We start from the raw sequence: 16,674 nt of genomic DNA, 5'->3' as shown, positions 1-16,674 counted from the left end.
ATACCATTACGCTGATGAACAGCAACACATATTCTAACTAGCAACATGCATTAATAGAGTAGCGCCTTGGCTTGACAGTTTATTATTATTCTTTCACAAAATCAGCATTAAAATTACCTGAAATCTTAATTTTTTTATTTCGAAAATTTTCTAAGGTTAAATGTACAAAACCTTTGATGTTATTTCCATTTATTTTGGAAATAATTATTTTTCCATCCGTAGCATAATAAGGAAGGTCATTAGAATCTATAATATTAAAAAAACCTAGAGCACCTTCTTGCCTATAAACAGATTCCTCATTATTGTAGGTAATCTTATAAACTCCCGCTTCAATAGTGTCACTTTCTACCTTCTTAGAAATCAAAAATGAAAAAACACTCTGTTCAACATTTTTAATCTCTGCTGTTACTGTAATAAAATTTTCTCCAAGGCTATTTTTTTTTGATGTCGTTTTAAAAATCATTTCTCCAGAGACATCATCTGTATAACTACCACTAGTTTTGAATACATATTCCAAATCACTTTTGTCATATTCCGTTTCAAAAGCGTTATTGGGTAAATACGAGGTAAGCAATAGCAATGCAAACACCGAACCTATGATGTATTTTAAATTAAATAATTTATGCCCTAGAATTTTCATTGTTGACACGGTTTAGATGGTTTTTAATTGCGAACTGTTAAACGCAGTATAATCGTCCTCACTATCATAATCAATTTGGCGTTCTATTAATGCTGCTATAGTTATAACTATAATTAAAACAACGAATAGAATAAATGATTTTTGCATAACTTCTGTTTTTTAATTTAACGGTACTAAATTTTAAATTCAATGAACCGAATAAGGGTCTTTTAAAACCTTACGGGGGTCTTCGTTTTATCAAACAACAGGTCTAAATTATAACAATTAGAAGCCCTACTAAAGGGTAATGTACCAATGGTGAAGAAAACTGTATAAATGGTATATTTAATGTTTTAACTAATTCTTCCATAAAAAACATCCAAATACCTCATATAACTCGATGATTTATAAGGTTTCTTATTTAGACTCGTTTTAATCCATATGTACTTAAAAACGAACCATTGATACATTAAGGGTGCATAAAAAAGTATTTACTTGTATTTTTGTTTACATTTAAAAATCTATGCTCGAAGCCGTACTTGTTGATGATGAAGCTAAAGCCCTCCAAAGTTTAACTTGGGAGTTGACTAATTTTAGCGATGAAATTGAGGTAGTTGCCTCATTCACCAACCCATTACAGGCATTAGAATATCTTGAAAAAAAAGAAAACACCCCTGATTGTCTATTTTTAGACATTGAAATGCCCACTATGGATGGCTTTCAATTTATTCAAAAATTAAAAAACAAAGACTTCCCTGTAGTTATTACAACCGCATACAACCAATATGCCATCAAGGCATTGAAACATGAAGCTATAGACTACTTACTGAAACCAATAGATTCTGATGATTTAAGTGATACGATTGCTAAAATTAAAAAGTTTAATTCTAGAACGATTACAAGTGAGAAATTAGAAAAAATTTTATTGAATTTTAACGCCACATCCCTCCAAAAAAAAATTACAATTAACACGGACGGAAAGTTAGTTTTTCTACAGAGTGATGAAATTTTATATGTTGAATCTGATGGTAATTATAGCACTATCTACCTTACAGATGGTCATAAAATTGTCCTTACCAAAAAACTAAAAGAAGTTAATGAAATTCTCCCCAGTGATTGCTTTTACCGCATTCATAATTCGTACATAATTAACTTAAATAAAATTAAAGAATTTATTAAAACAGATGGCTACATCATACTAGAGTCTAATCACAAAATACCTGTCTCAAGACAAAAAAAATCAGACTTTTTAGATTTAATATAAGATGGTTTTATGCAGGGGACAAAAAAAAATTCTAGTAATCCTTTACGTTATTTCTATTGGCCAATAGCCAAACTAGCATGTTTCCTTTTTACATGCTTACCATTTTCTTTACACAGCCAAGACATCCCAAAAGAGTTTATCAAAACATCAGACAGCTTAATTTTTAAAGCTCCTTCTGCTTATACAGAAATAGATAAAGCTCTAAGAACAAACAGAAGAGATACGCTACTAATGCGTTATTTTGCAAGTAGCGCAGCAAAAAAAAAATACCTAGATGGAGAAGCATACGCTCTAAACCAATTAGGCACAAAATACCGCAACATCTCTAAGTTTAGTGTTGCCATAGAATTGCACAAGAAAGCGCTAGAAGCTGCTGATAAAGCAAACAACCTAGAACTAAAAGTGTACAGCCTAAACATGCTTAGTGTAGCCTACAGACGTATAGATGCCGTAAAAACTGCTTTAGACTATGCACAAGAAGCCATAGAATTAGCAGAATCTGTACCTGTACTTACCGAAGGGTTAAAGCGGAGCAAAAATGTATCCTTAAATGGGATAGGAAATATTTATCAAAACCTAAAACAATACAAAGTTGCGATAGAAATATTTGAAAAATCTTTAGTTTTAGAAGAAGAACTACACAATAAATTAGGACAAGCAATTAACAACCAAAATATTGGAGAGTGCTATGAAGAACTTGGCGACTTAAGAACCGCATTAAATTACTATAGAAAATCACTAGCATTTAACGAGGAAATGAATAATGATATGGGACGTGTTATTTGCAATAATAGCATCGCCCAGGTATTTATAAAACAGAAAAAAACCTTAAAAGCTAAAGAAATACTTAAAACTACCTTATCTAAGTCTATTGCATTAGGAGATCATTTTATAAGTTCTTCTGTATTTATTAATTTAGGGTGGGCCCAAATGGAGTTAGGAGAATTGGAGGCTTCTGAAGAAAATTTAATAGAAGGCATCCGACTTTCCGTAAAGTATGATTTACCTCGCTCTCAAGCTATCGGCTACAATCACCTCTCTAATCTATTCATCAAAAAAAATGACTATGAGAAATCATTGCTTTTTTACAAACGCTCTAAAGAAATTGAAGATGACATTACCAATGAAACAAACGTAAGGTATGTAAATGATGTTTTATTTAGATATGACACCGAAAAGAAGAACAGCCAAATTGAAGCGCTTGCAAGAGAAAATGAACTCGTACGTCTTAAATTAAGGAAAAACGAAAATACACTTCTTATTAGCACGCTCTTACTAGCACTTTCATCCTTAATACTGTATATCCTATACCGCCAGTTTCAACTTAAAAACGAAAAAAAATTATTGACTTTAGAACAAAGTATGTTGCGAAGCCAAATGAATCCACATTTCTTATTTAATTCCTTGAACTCAATTAAACTTTACATTATCAATAATGAAAAGAAAAATGCGGTATACTATCTTAATAAATTTTCAAAATTAGTCCGCAAAATACTCGAAGCCTCTTCATTAAAAGAAATTTCTCTTGCAGAAGAACTAGAAACTATTGAGTTATACATGAATATTGAAAACATTCGGTTTTCAAATGAAATAGATTTTCAAATAAATATAGAAAATGGCATTGACCCTAACGCTATAAAAATACCTTCGTTAATATTACAGCCGTTTTTAGAAAATGCTATTTGGCACGGTTTATCTACAAGAGAAGACGGCAAAAGTATTCATATAGACATTAAGCAAGAAAACGATTATTTTACAACCATAGCTATCACGGACAACGGTATAGGAAGAGCCGCTGCCGAAGTTATAAAAGAAAATAAAGTTCTCAAAAGAAAATCTATCGGTATCGATATCACTAAAGAACGATTAGCAAATTTTTCTAAAGACTTTCAGAATACATATGAGGTCCAGATTATAGATTTATATGATGAAAATAAAAAACCCTGCGGAACCACAGTTATTGTATCAATCCCAACTATTTAAGATATTCTGCTGCTGCAACTTCCAATTCATCATACCATTTAGCACCAAATTTTCTTATCAAAGCTTCTTTTAGAAACTTATAAACGGGCACTTTTAATTCTTCTCCTAATGAACATGCAGGATCACAAATATGCCATTTATGATAGTTCACTGCCGTAAATTCTGAATACTCACGAATACGTACTGGATACATGTGACATGAAACAGGTTTTTTCCACTTCGTAGCGCCCGCATTGTATGCTTCTTCTAGACCACATTTTGCAGTTCCATTATCCGCAAAAACAACATAAGCACATTCACTGCCATTTACCAATGGCGTTTCCCATTCACCATCTTCACCTTTAACAAAAGCCCCTTCGTCTTCTATTACAGCAATTCCTTCTGCTCTTAAAAAAGGTTTCACTTTTTGATAAATATCAACAAGTATTTCGGTTTCCTTCTCCTCTAACGGAGCTCCTGCATCACCATCAACACAACAAGCACCTTTGCAAGCTGTTAGATTACACACAAAATCATTTTCTATTATTTCTTCAGAGACTAAAGTTTTTCCTATTTGAAACATATCTATATTTAAAAATTCAAAGATACCCTTATCTATATTTATTTCTGATTAAAACCGCTAATACTTGATTTAAACTGTAAATTTGCACATATTTTCAAGTTATGGAATTTCATTTCGATTTTAAAGAAATTGCTACAGCAACAATGGTCTTATTTGCTGTAATAGATATTTTAGGAAGTATCCCCATTATTGTTGGTTTACGCAACAAAGTTGGTCATATTCAATCTGAAAAAGCATCTATTGTTGCCGCAGTTATCATGATAGCTTTCCTCTTTATTGGTGATGAAATTTTGAGCTTAATCGGCATTGATGTCAATTCATTTGCCGTTGCAGGTTCTTTTATTATCTTTTTCCTTGCAATAGAAATGATTTTAGGCATTACCTTGTATCGTGATGACGCCCCCGAAAGTGCTTCAATAGTCCCTATCGCTTTTCCACTAATTGCTGGAGCGGGTACAATGACTTCAATTCTATCCTTACGAGCAGAATATTACGTAGAAAACATCATAGTCGCCATTATAATCAACATCATCTTTGTATACCTTGTTTTAAAATCTTCTAAAAAAATAGAAAAGTTGTTAGGGCAGACAGGATTAAGTGTCATCAGAAAAGTTTTTGGTGTTATCCTATTAGCCATCGCTGTAAAATTATTTGCAGCGAACATTAATCAACTTTTTTAATTAAAGTTCAAAATTCTGAGATATGAGTAAAATTGTAAGTATTGTATTAATCGTTATTGCAGTTGCCTTAATAGTTTATAATGCAACCGTAATAGACTACAGTAACCCTATGCAAGGCGATAGTGTTATTGCTCTTATAGGTATTGTAGCATCATTATGTGCAATTGTTTTAATTGTAATCTTTATGATGTCTAAAAAAATTCAGGAAAAAATAGAACGCAACTAGTCTTCGTTTTCTTCAGTTTCTTGATCGCTGTTTTTACTAGGATTATCTAATTCTAACACCTCAAGAAGCATACTATCATCTTGTCCTTTTATAATTGCATATGCATTAGGATTAAATATTTGCTCCGCAATAGAGGCCTTAATGTATAGTTTTATTTTATGCTCAAAGTCGGAGTAACTAAAGGTATTATACCCTTGTGCTCCAAACTGAACCATGTAGTCAATAAATTTCTGAAAAAGAATATCATCTACTTTAAAATTTTTGATGAATTGAGCTTCCGTGTAATCTTTATATCGTGTTCTATCTTCTTCTAAATGGTTGAATGCAAATCTTGATAAGATACCCACACTTTCTAATGAAGAGATTGTTTCTTCATTGTAATCTCCAATAGGAACAAAAACATCTGGTATTATACCTCCTCCTCCGTAAACCACTTTACCTTTAGGCGTCGTAAATTTTAAAGAATCGGCTACTTTTATACTATCTACTGAAACTAATTCCCCACTTGAATAACGGTCTGTAAATTTCTGATAATAATCTTTATGTCCTTTGGTATAATCTTTTTGAATAGACCGCCCAGTAGGCGTATAATATCTAGATATGGTCAAACGTATAGCAGAACCATCCCCTAATTCCATTTCTCGTTGCACCAAACCTTTTCCAAAAGATCGTCTGCCTACAATAGTACCTACATCATTATCCTGCAATGCTCCAGCAATAATTTCACTTGCAGACGCAGAACGCTCATTGATGAGTACGTAAATTGGTTTATTTTCAAAGGTTCCTTTATCTGTTGCAAAAGCTTTATCAATTTCTCCTTTTTTATTTTTAGTAAACAGAATTAACTTCCCGTCCACCAAAAACTCATCTGCCATTTGTTCGGCAATACCAAGGTAACCACCAGGGTTATCACGTAAATCTAAAGCTAATTTTTTTGCACCTTGTTTCTGCAAGTTGGCTAAGGCTGTTTTAAATTCTTTAAAAGTAGATTCCGCAAATCTATTTACTTTTATATATCCAATGTCACTGGTAAGCATATAGGCTGCCTCTACGCTTTTTAAAGGAATATTGTCTCGCTTAATAGTAATTGTAAACGTTTTATCTTCTTGTTTGCGGTAAATTTTAAGTTTTACTGCAGTACCTCTTTTTCCTTTTAACTTTTCAATAATTACTTCATTCGGAATATCTTGACCAAACAAGGTATCATTATCTGCCATCAAGATACGATCTCCAGGTTTAATTCCTTTATTATAACTAGGTCCATCTTCAATAGTTCTCACTACAGAAATTGTATCTTTTTCCATGAAAAAACTAATTCCAATACCTACGAAATCACCTTTCATATTCTCAGATACTTTTGCCATATCCTTTTTAGGAATATATACAGAATGAGGATCTAGCTTATCTAAAATATTATTTACAGCAACATCTACAATACTATCCGTATTTATATCATCGACATATTCATAATCAATATAATCAATCAATCTACTTAACTTATCTTTTTTTGAATTGGTAGAAAAAAGCTTTTCAGGAGAATCGTTAAAATGAAGTTTACCTCCAACAAAAACACCTATTGCAAGTGATCCGGCTACTATAATTGGCCATAAATACTGTTGTCTCTTCTTCATTTAACGGATTATTACTACGATATATTTTCTTTAATTTCAGGTAGATGAACCAATTCTACTCCTGCTTTTTGTAAAAATTGAAGCCCAGAATCATCTTTATACCCGTTTTGATATACAACACGTTTTATGCCAGATTGATGTATTAATTTACTGCACTCCTTACAAGGCGATAAAGTAATGTATAATGTAGCTCCATTACAAGATTGTGTTGATGCTGCTACTTTAGATATTGCATTGGCTTCTGCATGTAAAACATACCATTTTGTATAACCGTCTCCATCTTCACATTGGTTTTCAAAACCCGTTGGTGTACCATTATAGCCATCGGAAATAATCATCCTATCTTTTACAATAATAGCCCCAACTTGTTTTCTTTTACAGAACGATAATTTTCCCCATTCACTAGCCATCCTTAGATAGGCCTTATCGTATTTTTTTTGTTTACTATCTTTCATAAAAGCGGCAAAGGCTATTTAAATAAAGTACTAAGATACCTGCTTTCAGCTATCTCCACAACCACAATGGGTTAATTTTAAGTGAAAATCAAAAAGGAAAAGTATTCACCAACATTGGAATTGTGATTAAAAGTACCACTATAGAAGCGATTATAATATATATTGATTGTTTCAACTTGAACCTATTTTGCAGTATCCAAGCTAAAACTAAAACAGCTATCACAATAATTAATTGCGAAAGTTCTATCCCTAAAGCAAAGCCTAATAAAGGCGTTACCTTATCCTCTTCTTCCGCCATCAACATTTTAAAATAATTTGAAAAACCGAAGCCATGTATTAAACCAAAACAAGCCGTTGCCACTGCATGCAATAGAATACTTTTGTGATGAATGTCTGTTCTTACATAGATTAAATTAAAAATTGCCGTAAGAAATATGGTCACTGGAATTAAAAATTCAATAAAATTTACATCAACCACTATGATATCAAACGTAGACAAGGCCAAAGATAAGCAATGGGTAAACGTAAAAATAGAGGCCAAAACCAATACTTTCTTCCAACTTTTAAAGGTAAACGGAATTGCTAAAGCTGCTAAAAACAAAATATGATCGTAGGCAGAGAGATCTAACACGTGATCTAAACCCATTTTAGTGTAAAACCAAAAATCTTCCATAAAAAAAAATATTTAATTTACCCCGCGTTCTTTTTGGATGGTTTCATAAGCGATTTGCACTTCTTTAAATTTTTCCTCTGCGCCTTTCTTAATCGCTTCATTATCTGTAATAACACGATCTGGATGGTATTTTTTAGCCATTGTTCTATAGGCTTTTTTAACCTCATCATCTGTAGCAGATTTTTCTATCTCTAAGATTTTATATGCATTATCTGCAGATTTAATGAACATGGCTTTAATGCTTTCAAATTCATTGTGTCCAATTCTTAGATAGCCTGCAATCTCCTGTATTTTATTTATTTCTGCACCGCTAACAGAACCATCTGCTTGCGCTATTGCAAATAAGAAGTGAATAAGCTGTAAACGCACCTCTACCCGCGTGCGTTGATTCATATAATCACAAATACGTTGCGCAGATACTTCTCTCTTTTTTATAACATCATTAAAAGTTCTAAATATAGCATTGGCTTTATCCTTGCCATACGTAGCCACAAAATAACGTTGTACATATTCCATCTCACTCTGGCTCACTTTCCCATCTGCCTTAATAACAATAGAGCAGAGCGAAAGTAAATTTAATTCAAAATCTTCCGGACTTACAGATTTAGCGTTTTGCGAAAAATTTGATTTTTTTGCTTTACTAAATACTTTTTGGAGGATATAAAATATAACGATAAGTAAAATCCATTTCATGCTTTAAAAAATTTAGGCCAAAGATATAATTTTCAATTACAAAAAATGCTCTAATGAAAAGTTAAGGAGTAGAGAGGAACTACGACAAATTAGTTATCTTTGATAACTTATATAAATAGATTAAAAAAAAAGACTATGTATCCTGCAGAATTAGTAAAACCGATGAGAGAAGACCTAGCATCTGCTGGGTTTGAAGAATTACATACCGCTGAAGCAGTAGAAAAAGCTGTTAATGCAGAAGGAACAACACTAGTAGTTGTAAATTCTGTTTGTGGCTGTGCCGCAGCAAATGCAAGACCAGCAGCAAAATTTAGTTTAACCAACGGCAAAAAACCAGATCATATTGTTACTGTTTTTGCTGGTGTAGATTTTGACGCTGTTGATAAAGCTAGAAGCTTAATGGTACCATTTCCTCCTTCATCGCCAAGTATGGCTTTGTTTAAAAACGGAGAATTGGTTCATATGATTGAGCGTCACCACATTGAAGGTAGACCAGCAGAAGTTATTGCAGACAATTTAATGGCTGCTTACGACGAATTCTGTTAATTTTAAAACCTAGTACATTCGTGCGTTTTAAATGAAAAAATAAAATTTTTATTTTAAAAACCGTTCTATATAGAGCGGTTTTTTATTTTTGTACCATGCAAAAAATTATCGCATATCCGCTTAGTGCATTATACCTGGTTTGTTTTGGGTTAACACTTTTAGTTTTTCACCCTCTACAGTGGCTAGCACACAACCTTTTTGGCTATTCAGGTCTTAAAAGAGTCGTGAGCCTGCTTAACTTATCTTTAATGCGATGTTCACTTATCATAGGAACAACCTATCGTTTTAAAAACCCTTATACCTTACCTACAGATAGACCTTTGATAATTGTAGCAAATCACCAAAGTATGCTCGATATTCCGCCTTTAATTTGGTATCTGCGAAAAAACCACCCAAAATTTGTGAGCAAAATAGAGCTCGGAAAAGGAATCCCTAGTGTATCCTATAATCTTGTTCATGGTGGTTCTGTTTTAATCGACAGAAAAGATAGCAAGCAGGCACTAAGTCAGATTATAAAATTAGGTAAGTACATTGAAGAACATCATAGAAGTGCTATAATTTTTCCTGAAGGAACAAGAAGCCGAACAGGGCATCCTAAGCCTTTCCAAACTACAGGTTTAAAATTATTGATAAAGAATGCACCTTCCGCCTTAATTGTTCCCATTAGCATTAACAACTCATGGAAAACGCTTCGGTATGGAAAATTTCCTAATGGATTAGGAAGTCATATTACTTTAGATGTACATCAACCTATAGAAAATACAGGTGACCTTGATACGTTAACAGCACAAATAGAAAAAGTAATAACTACTGGAGTACATATTTAAATGACCAACACCACTATCATAGAAGAAACAATAGCCTTTGTAAAAGAAACTTTGCAAGGAGCAGAAGGCGGTCATGACTGGTTTCATATTCAGCGCGTATTTAGAACCTCCTTATTAATTGCTAAAGACGAAAAAGATATAGATACTCTTGTAGTAAGTCTTGGTGCTTTACTCCATGATATAGCCGATGCAAAATTTCATGATGGCGATGAAACAGTGGGTCCTAAGCTTGCGCAGGAATTTTTAAATTCTTTAAAGGTTGATAAAAAAATTATTGAGCATGTTGTCCTGATCATTGATAATATCTCCTTTAAAAAGACCTTAGAAGTAGGAGGCGCAAAATTCACCTCAAAAGAATTAGACATTATTCAAGACGCAGATCGTTTAGATGCTATTGGAGCCATTGGTATAGCACGTGCGTTTAATTATGGTGGTTTTAAAAACAGAGAACTCTACAATCCTGATATTGCACCTAATTTACATATGACCAAAGAAGCGTATAAAAAATCTAGCGCGCCTACCATAAATCATTTTTACGAAAAATTATTGCTTTTAAAGGATAAGATGAACACTAAAAATGGGAAGATCCTAGCGGAACAACGGCATCAATTTATGCTAGACTATTTAGCGCAATTTTCGCATGAATGGAATCCACAATCGCTTTAAGCTCAAATACAATCTTATTAAAAAATAGACCTAAAATCTAATTTTTATCTATATCTCGCATTTACAAATTGCATAATTAGTAAAATATCGTGTATTTTTAATACTCATACTCAAACTAACTTATGATGCAAAGAAGAAAATTTATTAAAAATGCAGCTGCAGCCTCGGCTGTATTTTCTATTGTACCTAGTTTTGTTTTAGGCAAGAATCACGTTCCCCCAAGTGATACCCTTTACATGGCTGGTTTTGGAATTGGAGGTCGAGGTGGTGGAGTAATTAACGACCTTACCAATACTAAAAAAGTAAAATTCGTTGCTTATGCCGATGTAGATTACCGCCAAGTTAAAGACAGCCAAAAACTACATCCGAAAGCAAAATTATATAAAGATTTTAGAACTGTTTATGACAAACATCTAAATGATATTGATGCGATCATGGTAGCCACACCAGATCATACCCATGCTACAATAGCCTTACCTTTTATGCGTGCAAAAAAGCATGCTTATGTAGAAAAGCCATTAACACACAATATTCATGAAGCGCGTTTGATGACCAAAATTGCTAAGGAAAACGGGATTGTTACTCAAATGGGCAACCAAGGAGCCTCTAGTGATGGCAGTAGACAAGCAAAAGAATGGATAGATTCTGGTTTTATTGGCAAAATACAAAAAGTAGATTGTTGGACCAACAGACCTGTTTGGCCGCAAGGAATTCCGCTCCCAAAAGGTGGAGACCCCATTCCCAAAGAATTAGATTGGGATTTATGGTTAGGACCTGCCGCAGACAGACCTTTTTATTCCGGATACTTGCCTTTCAAATGGCGCGGTTGGTGGGATTTTGGCACGGGAGCTTTAGGAGATATGGGCTGTCATATTATGGAAACCCCATTTAGCACCTTAGGCCTAGGCTACCCCACAGAAGCAGAAGCCAGTTGTACCACCAATTGGGTAGGCGATTTTATAGAAGCAGATTACCACCAGTCTTGCCCCGCATCTTCTATTGTGCGCTTAAAGTTTAACACAGAAGCCCACGGTGATATTGCATTGAATTGGTATGATGGCGGACTAAAGCCAGACCTACCAGACGAATTAAAAACTGGGGAAACTATTGGTGACAATGGAGGCGGAAGCATTTTTTATGGTACTAAAGGAATTTTGGTAACAGATACCTATTCTAGAAATGCTAGGTTATTACCGTCTGAAACTATGGGTATGTTTAATCCACCAAAACCAACACTAAGTAGAATTGAAGGTGATACTGCAGGCCATGCGATGAATTTTGTTAATGGATGTATAGAAGGCACACCCACCTCATCAGATTTTTCAAAATCAGGACCCTTAACAGAAGCTGTTCTAATGGGTAACTTAGCCATTAAAGCTTACCAATACAAAGAATTAATTCCCGGTAAAAAAATTGGAGATTGGGAACCATTTGCTTATCCTGGAAGGCGTAAAATCTTATGGGATGGAGAAAACATGCGGGTCACTAATTATGAAAAAGCCAATGAATGGGTTAAAGGGACGTATCGTAAAGGTTGGGAGTTAAAATAATAGCATAAAAAAAAGGCTTGGAGTTTACTCCAAGCCTTTTTCACCTAAACATAAAAAACACTTAACAACAATTACCTTCTACATCACAAGAACCACCAGTTTCACCAACAGGCAAAATGGTAAGTTTCTCTTCATTGTGTTTTTTCCATGCTTGGTCTAAAGCCTCAGCAAAAACCTCTGTAGGTTGTGCTCCTGAAATACCGTATTTATGATCTAAAACAAAAAACGGTACTCCATTAATCCCTAGATTTCTAGCCTCCAGTTCATCCTGTCTCACTTCATAGGTGTAGTCCTCAGAATTAAGCATTTCCCTAACCGCATCACCATTCATTCCAATAGCTTTTGCCAAAACAATAAGGTGTTCCTTATCGTCTATATTTTCTGCGTCTACAAGCTGCGCTTTTAACAAGGCTTCTTTTGTAGTCTCTGCATACCCTTCTTTTTTAGCATAATGCAACAATCTATGTGCATTTAAAGAATTAGCAATGACACCATCTTTTATATTAAAAGCTAGCCCTACCTCACGAGCCATAGCCGTTACATGATTAAACATACCGGAAGCACCCTCTTGATCTACATTCTTGTGCTCCATAAAATATTCGGTATAATCTACTTCTGGCTTCGTTTCTATACTAGGATCTAGTTCAAAACATTTCCAGTTTACTGTAATTTGATCTTTATGTGGAAAATTTACCAAAGCGGCTTCAAATTTTCTTTTGCCGATATAGCAAAAAGGACATCTAATATCTGACCATATATTTATTTCCATTTCCCTTATTTTTTAGTGCTATTGTATTGGACGTGAAGAACTTTAAAACCTTTCTATGGCCTCATGCCAATTTTATCTTAAAATAATTTTAACTGCCCGACTTTATGTAATTTGTGCAAACTTGTATGTAATGATTGCCTCTCGCTATTCTTAAAATAGGTTCTTTTCGCTAAACGCATTAGATCATGAATTTGAGTTGCTATAACCCCATCTCCTTTACTGCGTATTCCAAAACGACTATCATTTAAAGTCCCACCGTGACATTCCTTAATTTGATGTAGCACTTTCGCCGCCCTGTTCAAAATCAAGCGCTGCGCTAACCCCCAAAATTCATGCGTATTACGCGCATAGCAATAGATACAGCCATGTTCACACCCTTGATAGGGATTCATGCTGTATTCCATACCAATATCAGGACTGGTCATCTTATTTATTATTGATTTAGGGAAAATTGGAAGGTATTGCGTTTTATTTTTATCTGCGTCCTCCCCTTCTATGCGGCAAAATTCGAGGAAATCATCACGTGTTTCATACGTGAACTCAGAAAATTTGTTGGTGTTATTGTGCTGAGCACCTCTGCCTGTGATGTAGTTTTTTGGGCTCAATGAATTGGATTTATCCCAAAAATTATAGAATAAATCCAATATATAATTTTAATTGTTGTTAAAATAAGCCATGGTTATTCGTTTTAGAAATTAACCTTAACCAACTGCTTCTTTGTACCTCGTTTGGCATAGAACAATACATTTTCTTGCGCTTCGTTAATCAATGGCATAGAGACCATAAGAGGCAAACGCGCTTCTTGGTTATCAATTACTTTTTCGTAACTCATTTTACCTGCGGCATCTAATTTTATCAGAAAGATATTTCTGTTTCTTCCCAAACCTTGCTTAAACATGATACGCTCATCACTTAATAATTGTGGATTTTCACTAGCGGTACTTATAAAGAAAAAAGTATCTCCGTCTTTCGTATACGAACAATAGGAAGTGTATGCTGCATCTCCTTGGGTTACTTCGGTCTTATTGATGTTTCTAGCCCATAACATAGCACCATCTGCTGCCAATTTTACACTGACAATATCATTATAATGGTACCTGCTAATTTTAACACTAGAACCTGTAGGATCTCTTTGTATGCTAGAGGTTACAAAATACTCTTCTGCATTAAACAAAATATCATTCTCTTTAGTTACTTCAACACCTTTAAATACTAAGTTTTTAATGTCTTTATCTTCATCTCTACCAAATTTATCTAACATAAATTGTTCTGAAAACTCATGGTATTTATTGGTACTGATTTCCATGGTAGCAGGATTGATATCGAAATACGCGATTCCGTTATAGCGGTTGTCTCTTCTATTAGAATAAAAACCTACACACACCACTTTATCGGCCACAAGCAATGGCGTTAATGCTTCTGGAAACTTTCCTGGATCTGCAAAATTCTGAATTTTACCGCCCTCATTAGTTACCTGCAATAATTCATATTGAAACTTACGTTCGTTTGCTGCAAAACGTTTCTTTTTAAAATACGCTTTGGCTGTTAGATATACTTCTTGCTTATCTTTTGAAATTACTAAATTTTCAAAGGCATAGTTTTTCTCTTCTATTTCATTAGAAAAATCATAATGCATCAACTCCTTCAAATCGGTATTAAATACATAAATATTATGCTTATTATCTTTTCCTTTCTTATGATGGGCGCTAATTGCAAAAGCCGATTTTCCTTTATCAAAAAGAACCGTTGTTGTAAAACCTGAACCAAAATTTCTATTGTAATAATTACGATCTAAAGGCTCTTCTACAGGATCTGATTCGATCTCTAGAATTTTCTGAATTTTAAAATTAAAGTTATCGTACGAACTCTGATGAATCACATAATCATAGGTCTTCTTCCCGTAATTATAATCTAGAAACAACAGATAAACCTGCCCATTTTTCACAAATGCATCTACATAACTTACATCTTTAAGTTTATAATTAAAATCTGAAACAAGCTCTAAATTGGCATTGTAATGCTCTATAAAATAACCTCTTGGTTTTAAAATTATTCCTGTATAATAAGAACGCACCAAAATACTACCACCATTACCATCTGGGGCAATAGTTAATAAGTTAGAGTACTTGTACCGGTCGTGGTACTTTTCCCCGAAGGTGTATTTAACAGGCATTTCTTGAGCATTCAGAAAACTAAAGAAAGCAAAAAAGAGCAATAAAAATATATTCTTAGTAGGCATACTATATATAATTAAGTTATTTGATACGCGGCTTTTTACTCAAAATTTGCTTTCCGTTTTTCTAAAAATGCTGTAGTTCCTTCTTTAAAATCATCGGTTCCAAAACATTCTCCAAAAGCTTTTATTTCTTTCTCGAAGCCATCGGTATCAGTACTAAAACCAGCATTTACTGCTTTTATTGCATAAGCGATCGCAACAGACGAGTTATTCGTTATCTTACCTGCTAGCTTGTTACAAAGTGGCAATAATTCTTCTGGTGTGACCACATAATTTACCAAACCATAAGCAAGTGCCTTTTGGGCATCTATCATTCCTGCAGTCATAATCATTTCATTAGCACGCCCTTTTCCTACCAATTGCGGTAAACGTTGCGTACCTCCATAACCAGGAATAACTCCAAGAGATACTTCTGGAAGTCCCATTTTAGCATTATCACTAGCCACTCTAAAATGGCAAGCCATTGCAAGTTCTAATCCGCCACCCAATGCAAAACCATTTACAGCAGCAATCACAGGGGTTGCTAAATTCTCTACATAGTCAAACAATAATTTTTGACCTTTTGCCGAGAGCTTAGCACCTTCCTTTTCAGAAAAATCAGAAAATTCTGCAATATCTGCACCAGCTACGAATGCCTTTTCGCCACTACCCGTTACAATAATTACCTTAACGTTCTTGTCTTTATTTAACGCTTTAAATGCATCATGCAATTCTTGAATAGTATCACGGTTTAGGGCGTTTAATTTATTCGGACGGTTAATAGTCACCGTCGCTATATCTTCCTGATGATTTACCAGTATATTATCAAATTTCATAGGTGTTATTTTAAAATCTATTTAAAGATAGTTGCTATAGCGCATATGATGCAAATTTAAAGCGACAATTCTGTAATAGATGTGAGTCGTGGTTAAAAGGCAACTAACAACACTAATATATATGCCATACCTACGTATTGTAAATTTATGTAAGCTGCTAAAAAGCCTCGCGTAACCACTACAGAAGCACTAACAAAATCTTAACATTCTATTTTAGGAATCCTCTTAGTTTATGCTATACTCTACCCTTAATCATTACAATTTTATGAAGTTAATACACATTAAAAGAGAAACAAAAACAGAACAAAGACACACTACAAAAATGGGGAGTTTACAAACTAAAGTAACCTATATTAAAAAGTACTTTTTAGGCTTTCCCGTAAAGACCTTACACAAATATAGAGAGACCTATTATGGTGAGGTAAAAAGCTGTGAAGACTGCATGCTCTTTATTTAATAACATTATAGTATCCATCAAT

20 protein-coding genes are annotated in these 16,674 nt (G+C 33.9%); 9 read left to right on the top strand and 11 right to left on the bottom strand.

Annotation, left to right across the window (positions count from 1 at the left end; genetic code table 11):
* Positions 1–85: 85 nt before the first annotated feature.
* Positions 86–640: a hypothetical protein gene (locus CELAL_RS08600; RefSeq protein ID WP_013550515.1), complete on the bottom strand. Its 555-nt coding sequence runs from the start codon at positions 638–640 to the stop codon at positions 86–88.
* A gap of 12 nt (positions 641–652) precedes the next feature.
* Positions 653–787 (bottom strand): hypothetical protein, encoded by a 135-nt coding sequence (locus tag CELAL_RS22720; RefSeq protein WP_013550514.1) that lies wholly within the window; start codon positions 785–787, stop codon positions 653–655.
* Positions 788–1,142: 355 nt separating this feature from the next.
* Here CELAL_RS22720 and CELAL_RS08595 point away from each other — a divergent pair, with 355 nt between their 5' ends.
* The gene (locus CELAL_RS08595; protein ID WP_013550513.1) at positions 1,143–1,883 is read left to right on the top strand and encodes a LytR/AlgR family response regulator transcription factor; all 741 of its coding nucleotides are present in this window, start codon (positions 1,143–1,145) and stop codon (positions 1,881–1,883) included.
* Between the two features lie 9 nt (positions 1,884–1,892).
* A complete protein-coding gene (locus CELAL_RS08590) occupies positions 1,893–3,866 on the top strand; it encodes a tetratricopeptide repeat protein (RefSeq protein WP_013550512.1) in 1,974 nt (657 codons plus the stop codon).
* Here CELAL_RS08590 and CELAL_RS08585 read toward each other — a convergent pair.
* Positions 3,859–4,428, bottom strand: a complete 570-nt coding sequence (locus CELAL_RS08585) for a DUF3109 family protein (protein ID WP_013550511.1) — start codon at positions 4,426–4,428, stop codon at positions 3,859–3,861. The two genes, CELAL_RS08590 and CELAL_RS08585, sit on opposite strands and share 8 nt — an antisense overlap.
* 101 nt (positions 4,429–4,529) lie before the next feature.
* On the opposite strand from CELAL_RS08585, the gene CELAL_RS08580 reads away from it, so the two are divergent.
* Positions 4,530–5,108, top strand: a complete 579-nt coding sequence (locus CELAL_RS08580; protein ID WP_013550510.1) for a MarC family protein — start codon at positions 4,530–4,532, stop codon at positions 5,106–5,108.
* A gap of 22 nt (positions 5,109–5,130) precedes the next feature.
* Complete coding sequence (locus CELAL_RS08575) at positions 5,131–5,334, top strand: hypothetical protein (protein ID WP_013550509.1); 204 nt, start codon at positions 5,131–5,133, stop codon at positions 5,332–5,334.
* Here CELAL_RS08575 and CELAL_RS08570 read toward each other — a convergent pair.
* From CELAL_RS08570 to CELAL_RS08555, 4 genes are all read right to left on the bottom strand, one after another.
* On the bottom strand, positions 5,331–6,965 hold the full coding sequence (locus CELAL_RS08570) for a S41 family peptidase (protein WP_013550508.1): 1,635 nt from the start codon (positions 6,963–6,965) through the stop codon (positions 5,331–5,333). The genes CELAL_RS08575 and CELAL_RS08570 overlap by 4 nt on opposite strands.
* A 14-nt stretch (positions 6,966–6,979) precedes the next feature.
* A complete protein-coding gene (locus tag CELAL_RS08565; protein ID WP_013550507.1) occupies positions 6,980–7,420 on the bottom strand; it encodes a deoxycytidylate deaminase in 441 nt (146 codons plus the stop codon).
* A gap of 88 nt (positions 7,421–7,508) precedes the next feature.
* Positions 7,509–8,093, bottom strand: a complete 585-nt coding sequence (locus CELAL_RS08560; protein WP_013550506.1) for a HupE/UreJ family protein — start codon at positions 8,091–8,093, stop codon at positions 7,509–7,511.
* A 12-nt stretch (positions 8,094–8,105) separates the two neighbouring features.
* Positions 8,106–8,786: a tellurite resistance TerB family protein gene (locus tag CELAL_RS08555; RefSeq protein WP_013550505.1), complete on the bottom strand. Its 681-nt coding sequence runs from the start codon at positions 8,784–8,786 to the stop codon at positions 8,106–8,108.
* 135 nt (positions 8,787–8,921) lie between these two features.
* Between CELAL_RS08555 and CELAL_RS08550 the strand changes: the two genes are divergently transcribed.
* The 4 genes from CELAL_RS08550 (at position 8,922) to CELAL_RS08535 (ending at position 12,375) form a co-directional block, all read left to right on the top strand.
* The gene (locus tag CELAL_RS08550; protein ID WP_013550504.1) at positions 8,922–9,332 is read left to right on the top strand and encodes a BrxA/BrxB family bacilliredoxin; all 411 of its coding nucleotides are present in this window, start codon (positions 8,922–8,924) and stop codon (positions 9,330–9,332) included.
* 95 nt (positions 9,333–9,427) lie between these two features.
* The gene (locus CELAL_RS08545; RefSeq protein ID WP_013550503.1) at positions 9,428–10,159 is read left to right on the top strand and encodes a lysophospholipid acyltransferase family protein; all 732 of its coding nucleotides are present in this window, start codon (positions 9,428–9,430) and stop codon (positions 10,157–10,159) included.
* The gene (locus tag CELAL_RS08540; RefSeq protein WP_013550502.1) at positions 10,160–10,825 is read left to right on the top strand and encodes an HD domain-containing protein; all 666 of its coding nucleotides are present in this window, start codon (positions 10,160–10,162) and stop codon (positions 10,823–10,825) included.
* 125 nt (positions 10,826–10,950) lie between these two features.
* The gene (locus CELAL_RS08535) at positions 10,951–12,375 is read left to right on the top strand and encodes a Gfo/Idh/MocA family protein (protein ID WP_041558047.1); all 1,425 of its coding nucleotides are present in this window, start codon (positions 10,951–10,953) and stop codon (positions 12,373–12,375) included.
* A 61-nt stretch (positions 12,376–12,436) separates the two neighbouring features.
* Here the strand turns inward: CELAL_RS08535 and CELAL_RS08530 are convergent, their stop codons facing one another.
* The 4 genes from CELAL_RS08530 to CELAL_RS08515 all read right to left on the bottom strand — a co-directional run bounded on the left by CELAL_RS08530 (position 12,437) and on the right by CELAL_RS08515 (position 16,195).
* Complete coding sequence (locus CELAL_RS08530) at positions 12,437–13,144, bottom strand: DsbA family oxidoreductase (protein WP_013550500.1); 708 nt, start codon at positions 13,142–13,144, stop codon at positions 12,437–12,439.
* A gap of 77 nt (positions 13,145–13,221) precedes the next feature.
* Entirely contained in the window at positions 13,222–13,788 is a 567-nt protein-coding gene (locus CELAL_RS08525) for a radical SAM family protein (protein WP_013550499.1), read from the bottom strand.
* Positions 13,789–13,832: 44 nt separating this feature from the next.
* Positions 13,833–15,383 carry a hypothetical protein gene (locus CELAL_RS08520; protein ID WP_013550498.1) on the bottom strand — a complete coding sequence of 517 codons (1,551 nt, stop codon included), beginning with the start codon at positions 15,381–15,383 and terminating at the stop codon, positions 13,833–13,835.
* Positions 15,384–15,418: 35 nt separating this feature from the next.
* Positions 15,419–16,195 carry an enoyl-CoA hydratase/isomerase family protein gene (locus CELAL_RS08515; protein ID WP_013550497.1) on the bottom strand — a complete coding sequence of 259 codons (777 nt, stop codon included), beginning with the start codon at positions 16,193–16,195 and terminating at the stop codon, positions 15,419–15,421.
* A gap of 265 nt (positions 16,196–16,460) precedes the next feature.
* On the opposite strand from CELAL_RS08515, the gene CELAL_RS08510 reads away from it, so the two are divergent.
* On the top strand, positions 16,461–16,652 hold the full coding sequence (locus CELAL_RS08510; protein ID WP_013550496.1) for a hypothetical protein: 192 nt from the start codon (positions 16,461–16,463) through the stop codon (positions 16,650–16,652).
* The last annotated feature ends 22 nt before the right edge of the window (positions 16,653–16,674 follow it).

This window comes from Cellulophaga algicola DSM 14237, from assembly GCF_000186265.1.
In the GTDB taxonomy this organism is placed as follows: Bacteria; Bacteroidota; Bacteroidia; order Flavobacteriales; family Flavobacteriaceae; genus Cellulophaga; species Cellulophaga algicola.
The sequence above is the reverse complement of the archived record's forward strand: the minus strand, read 5'-3'. Positions and strand labels throughout refer to the sequence as shown.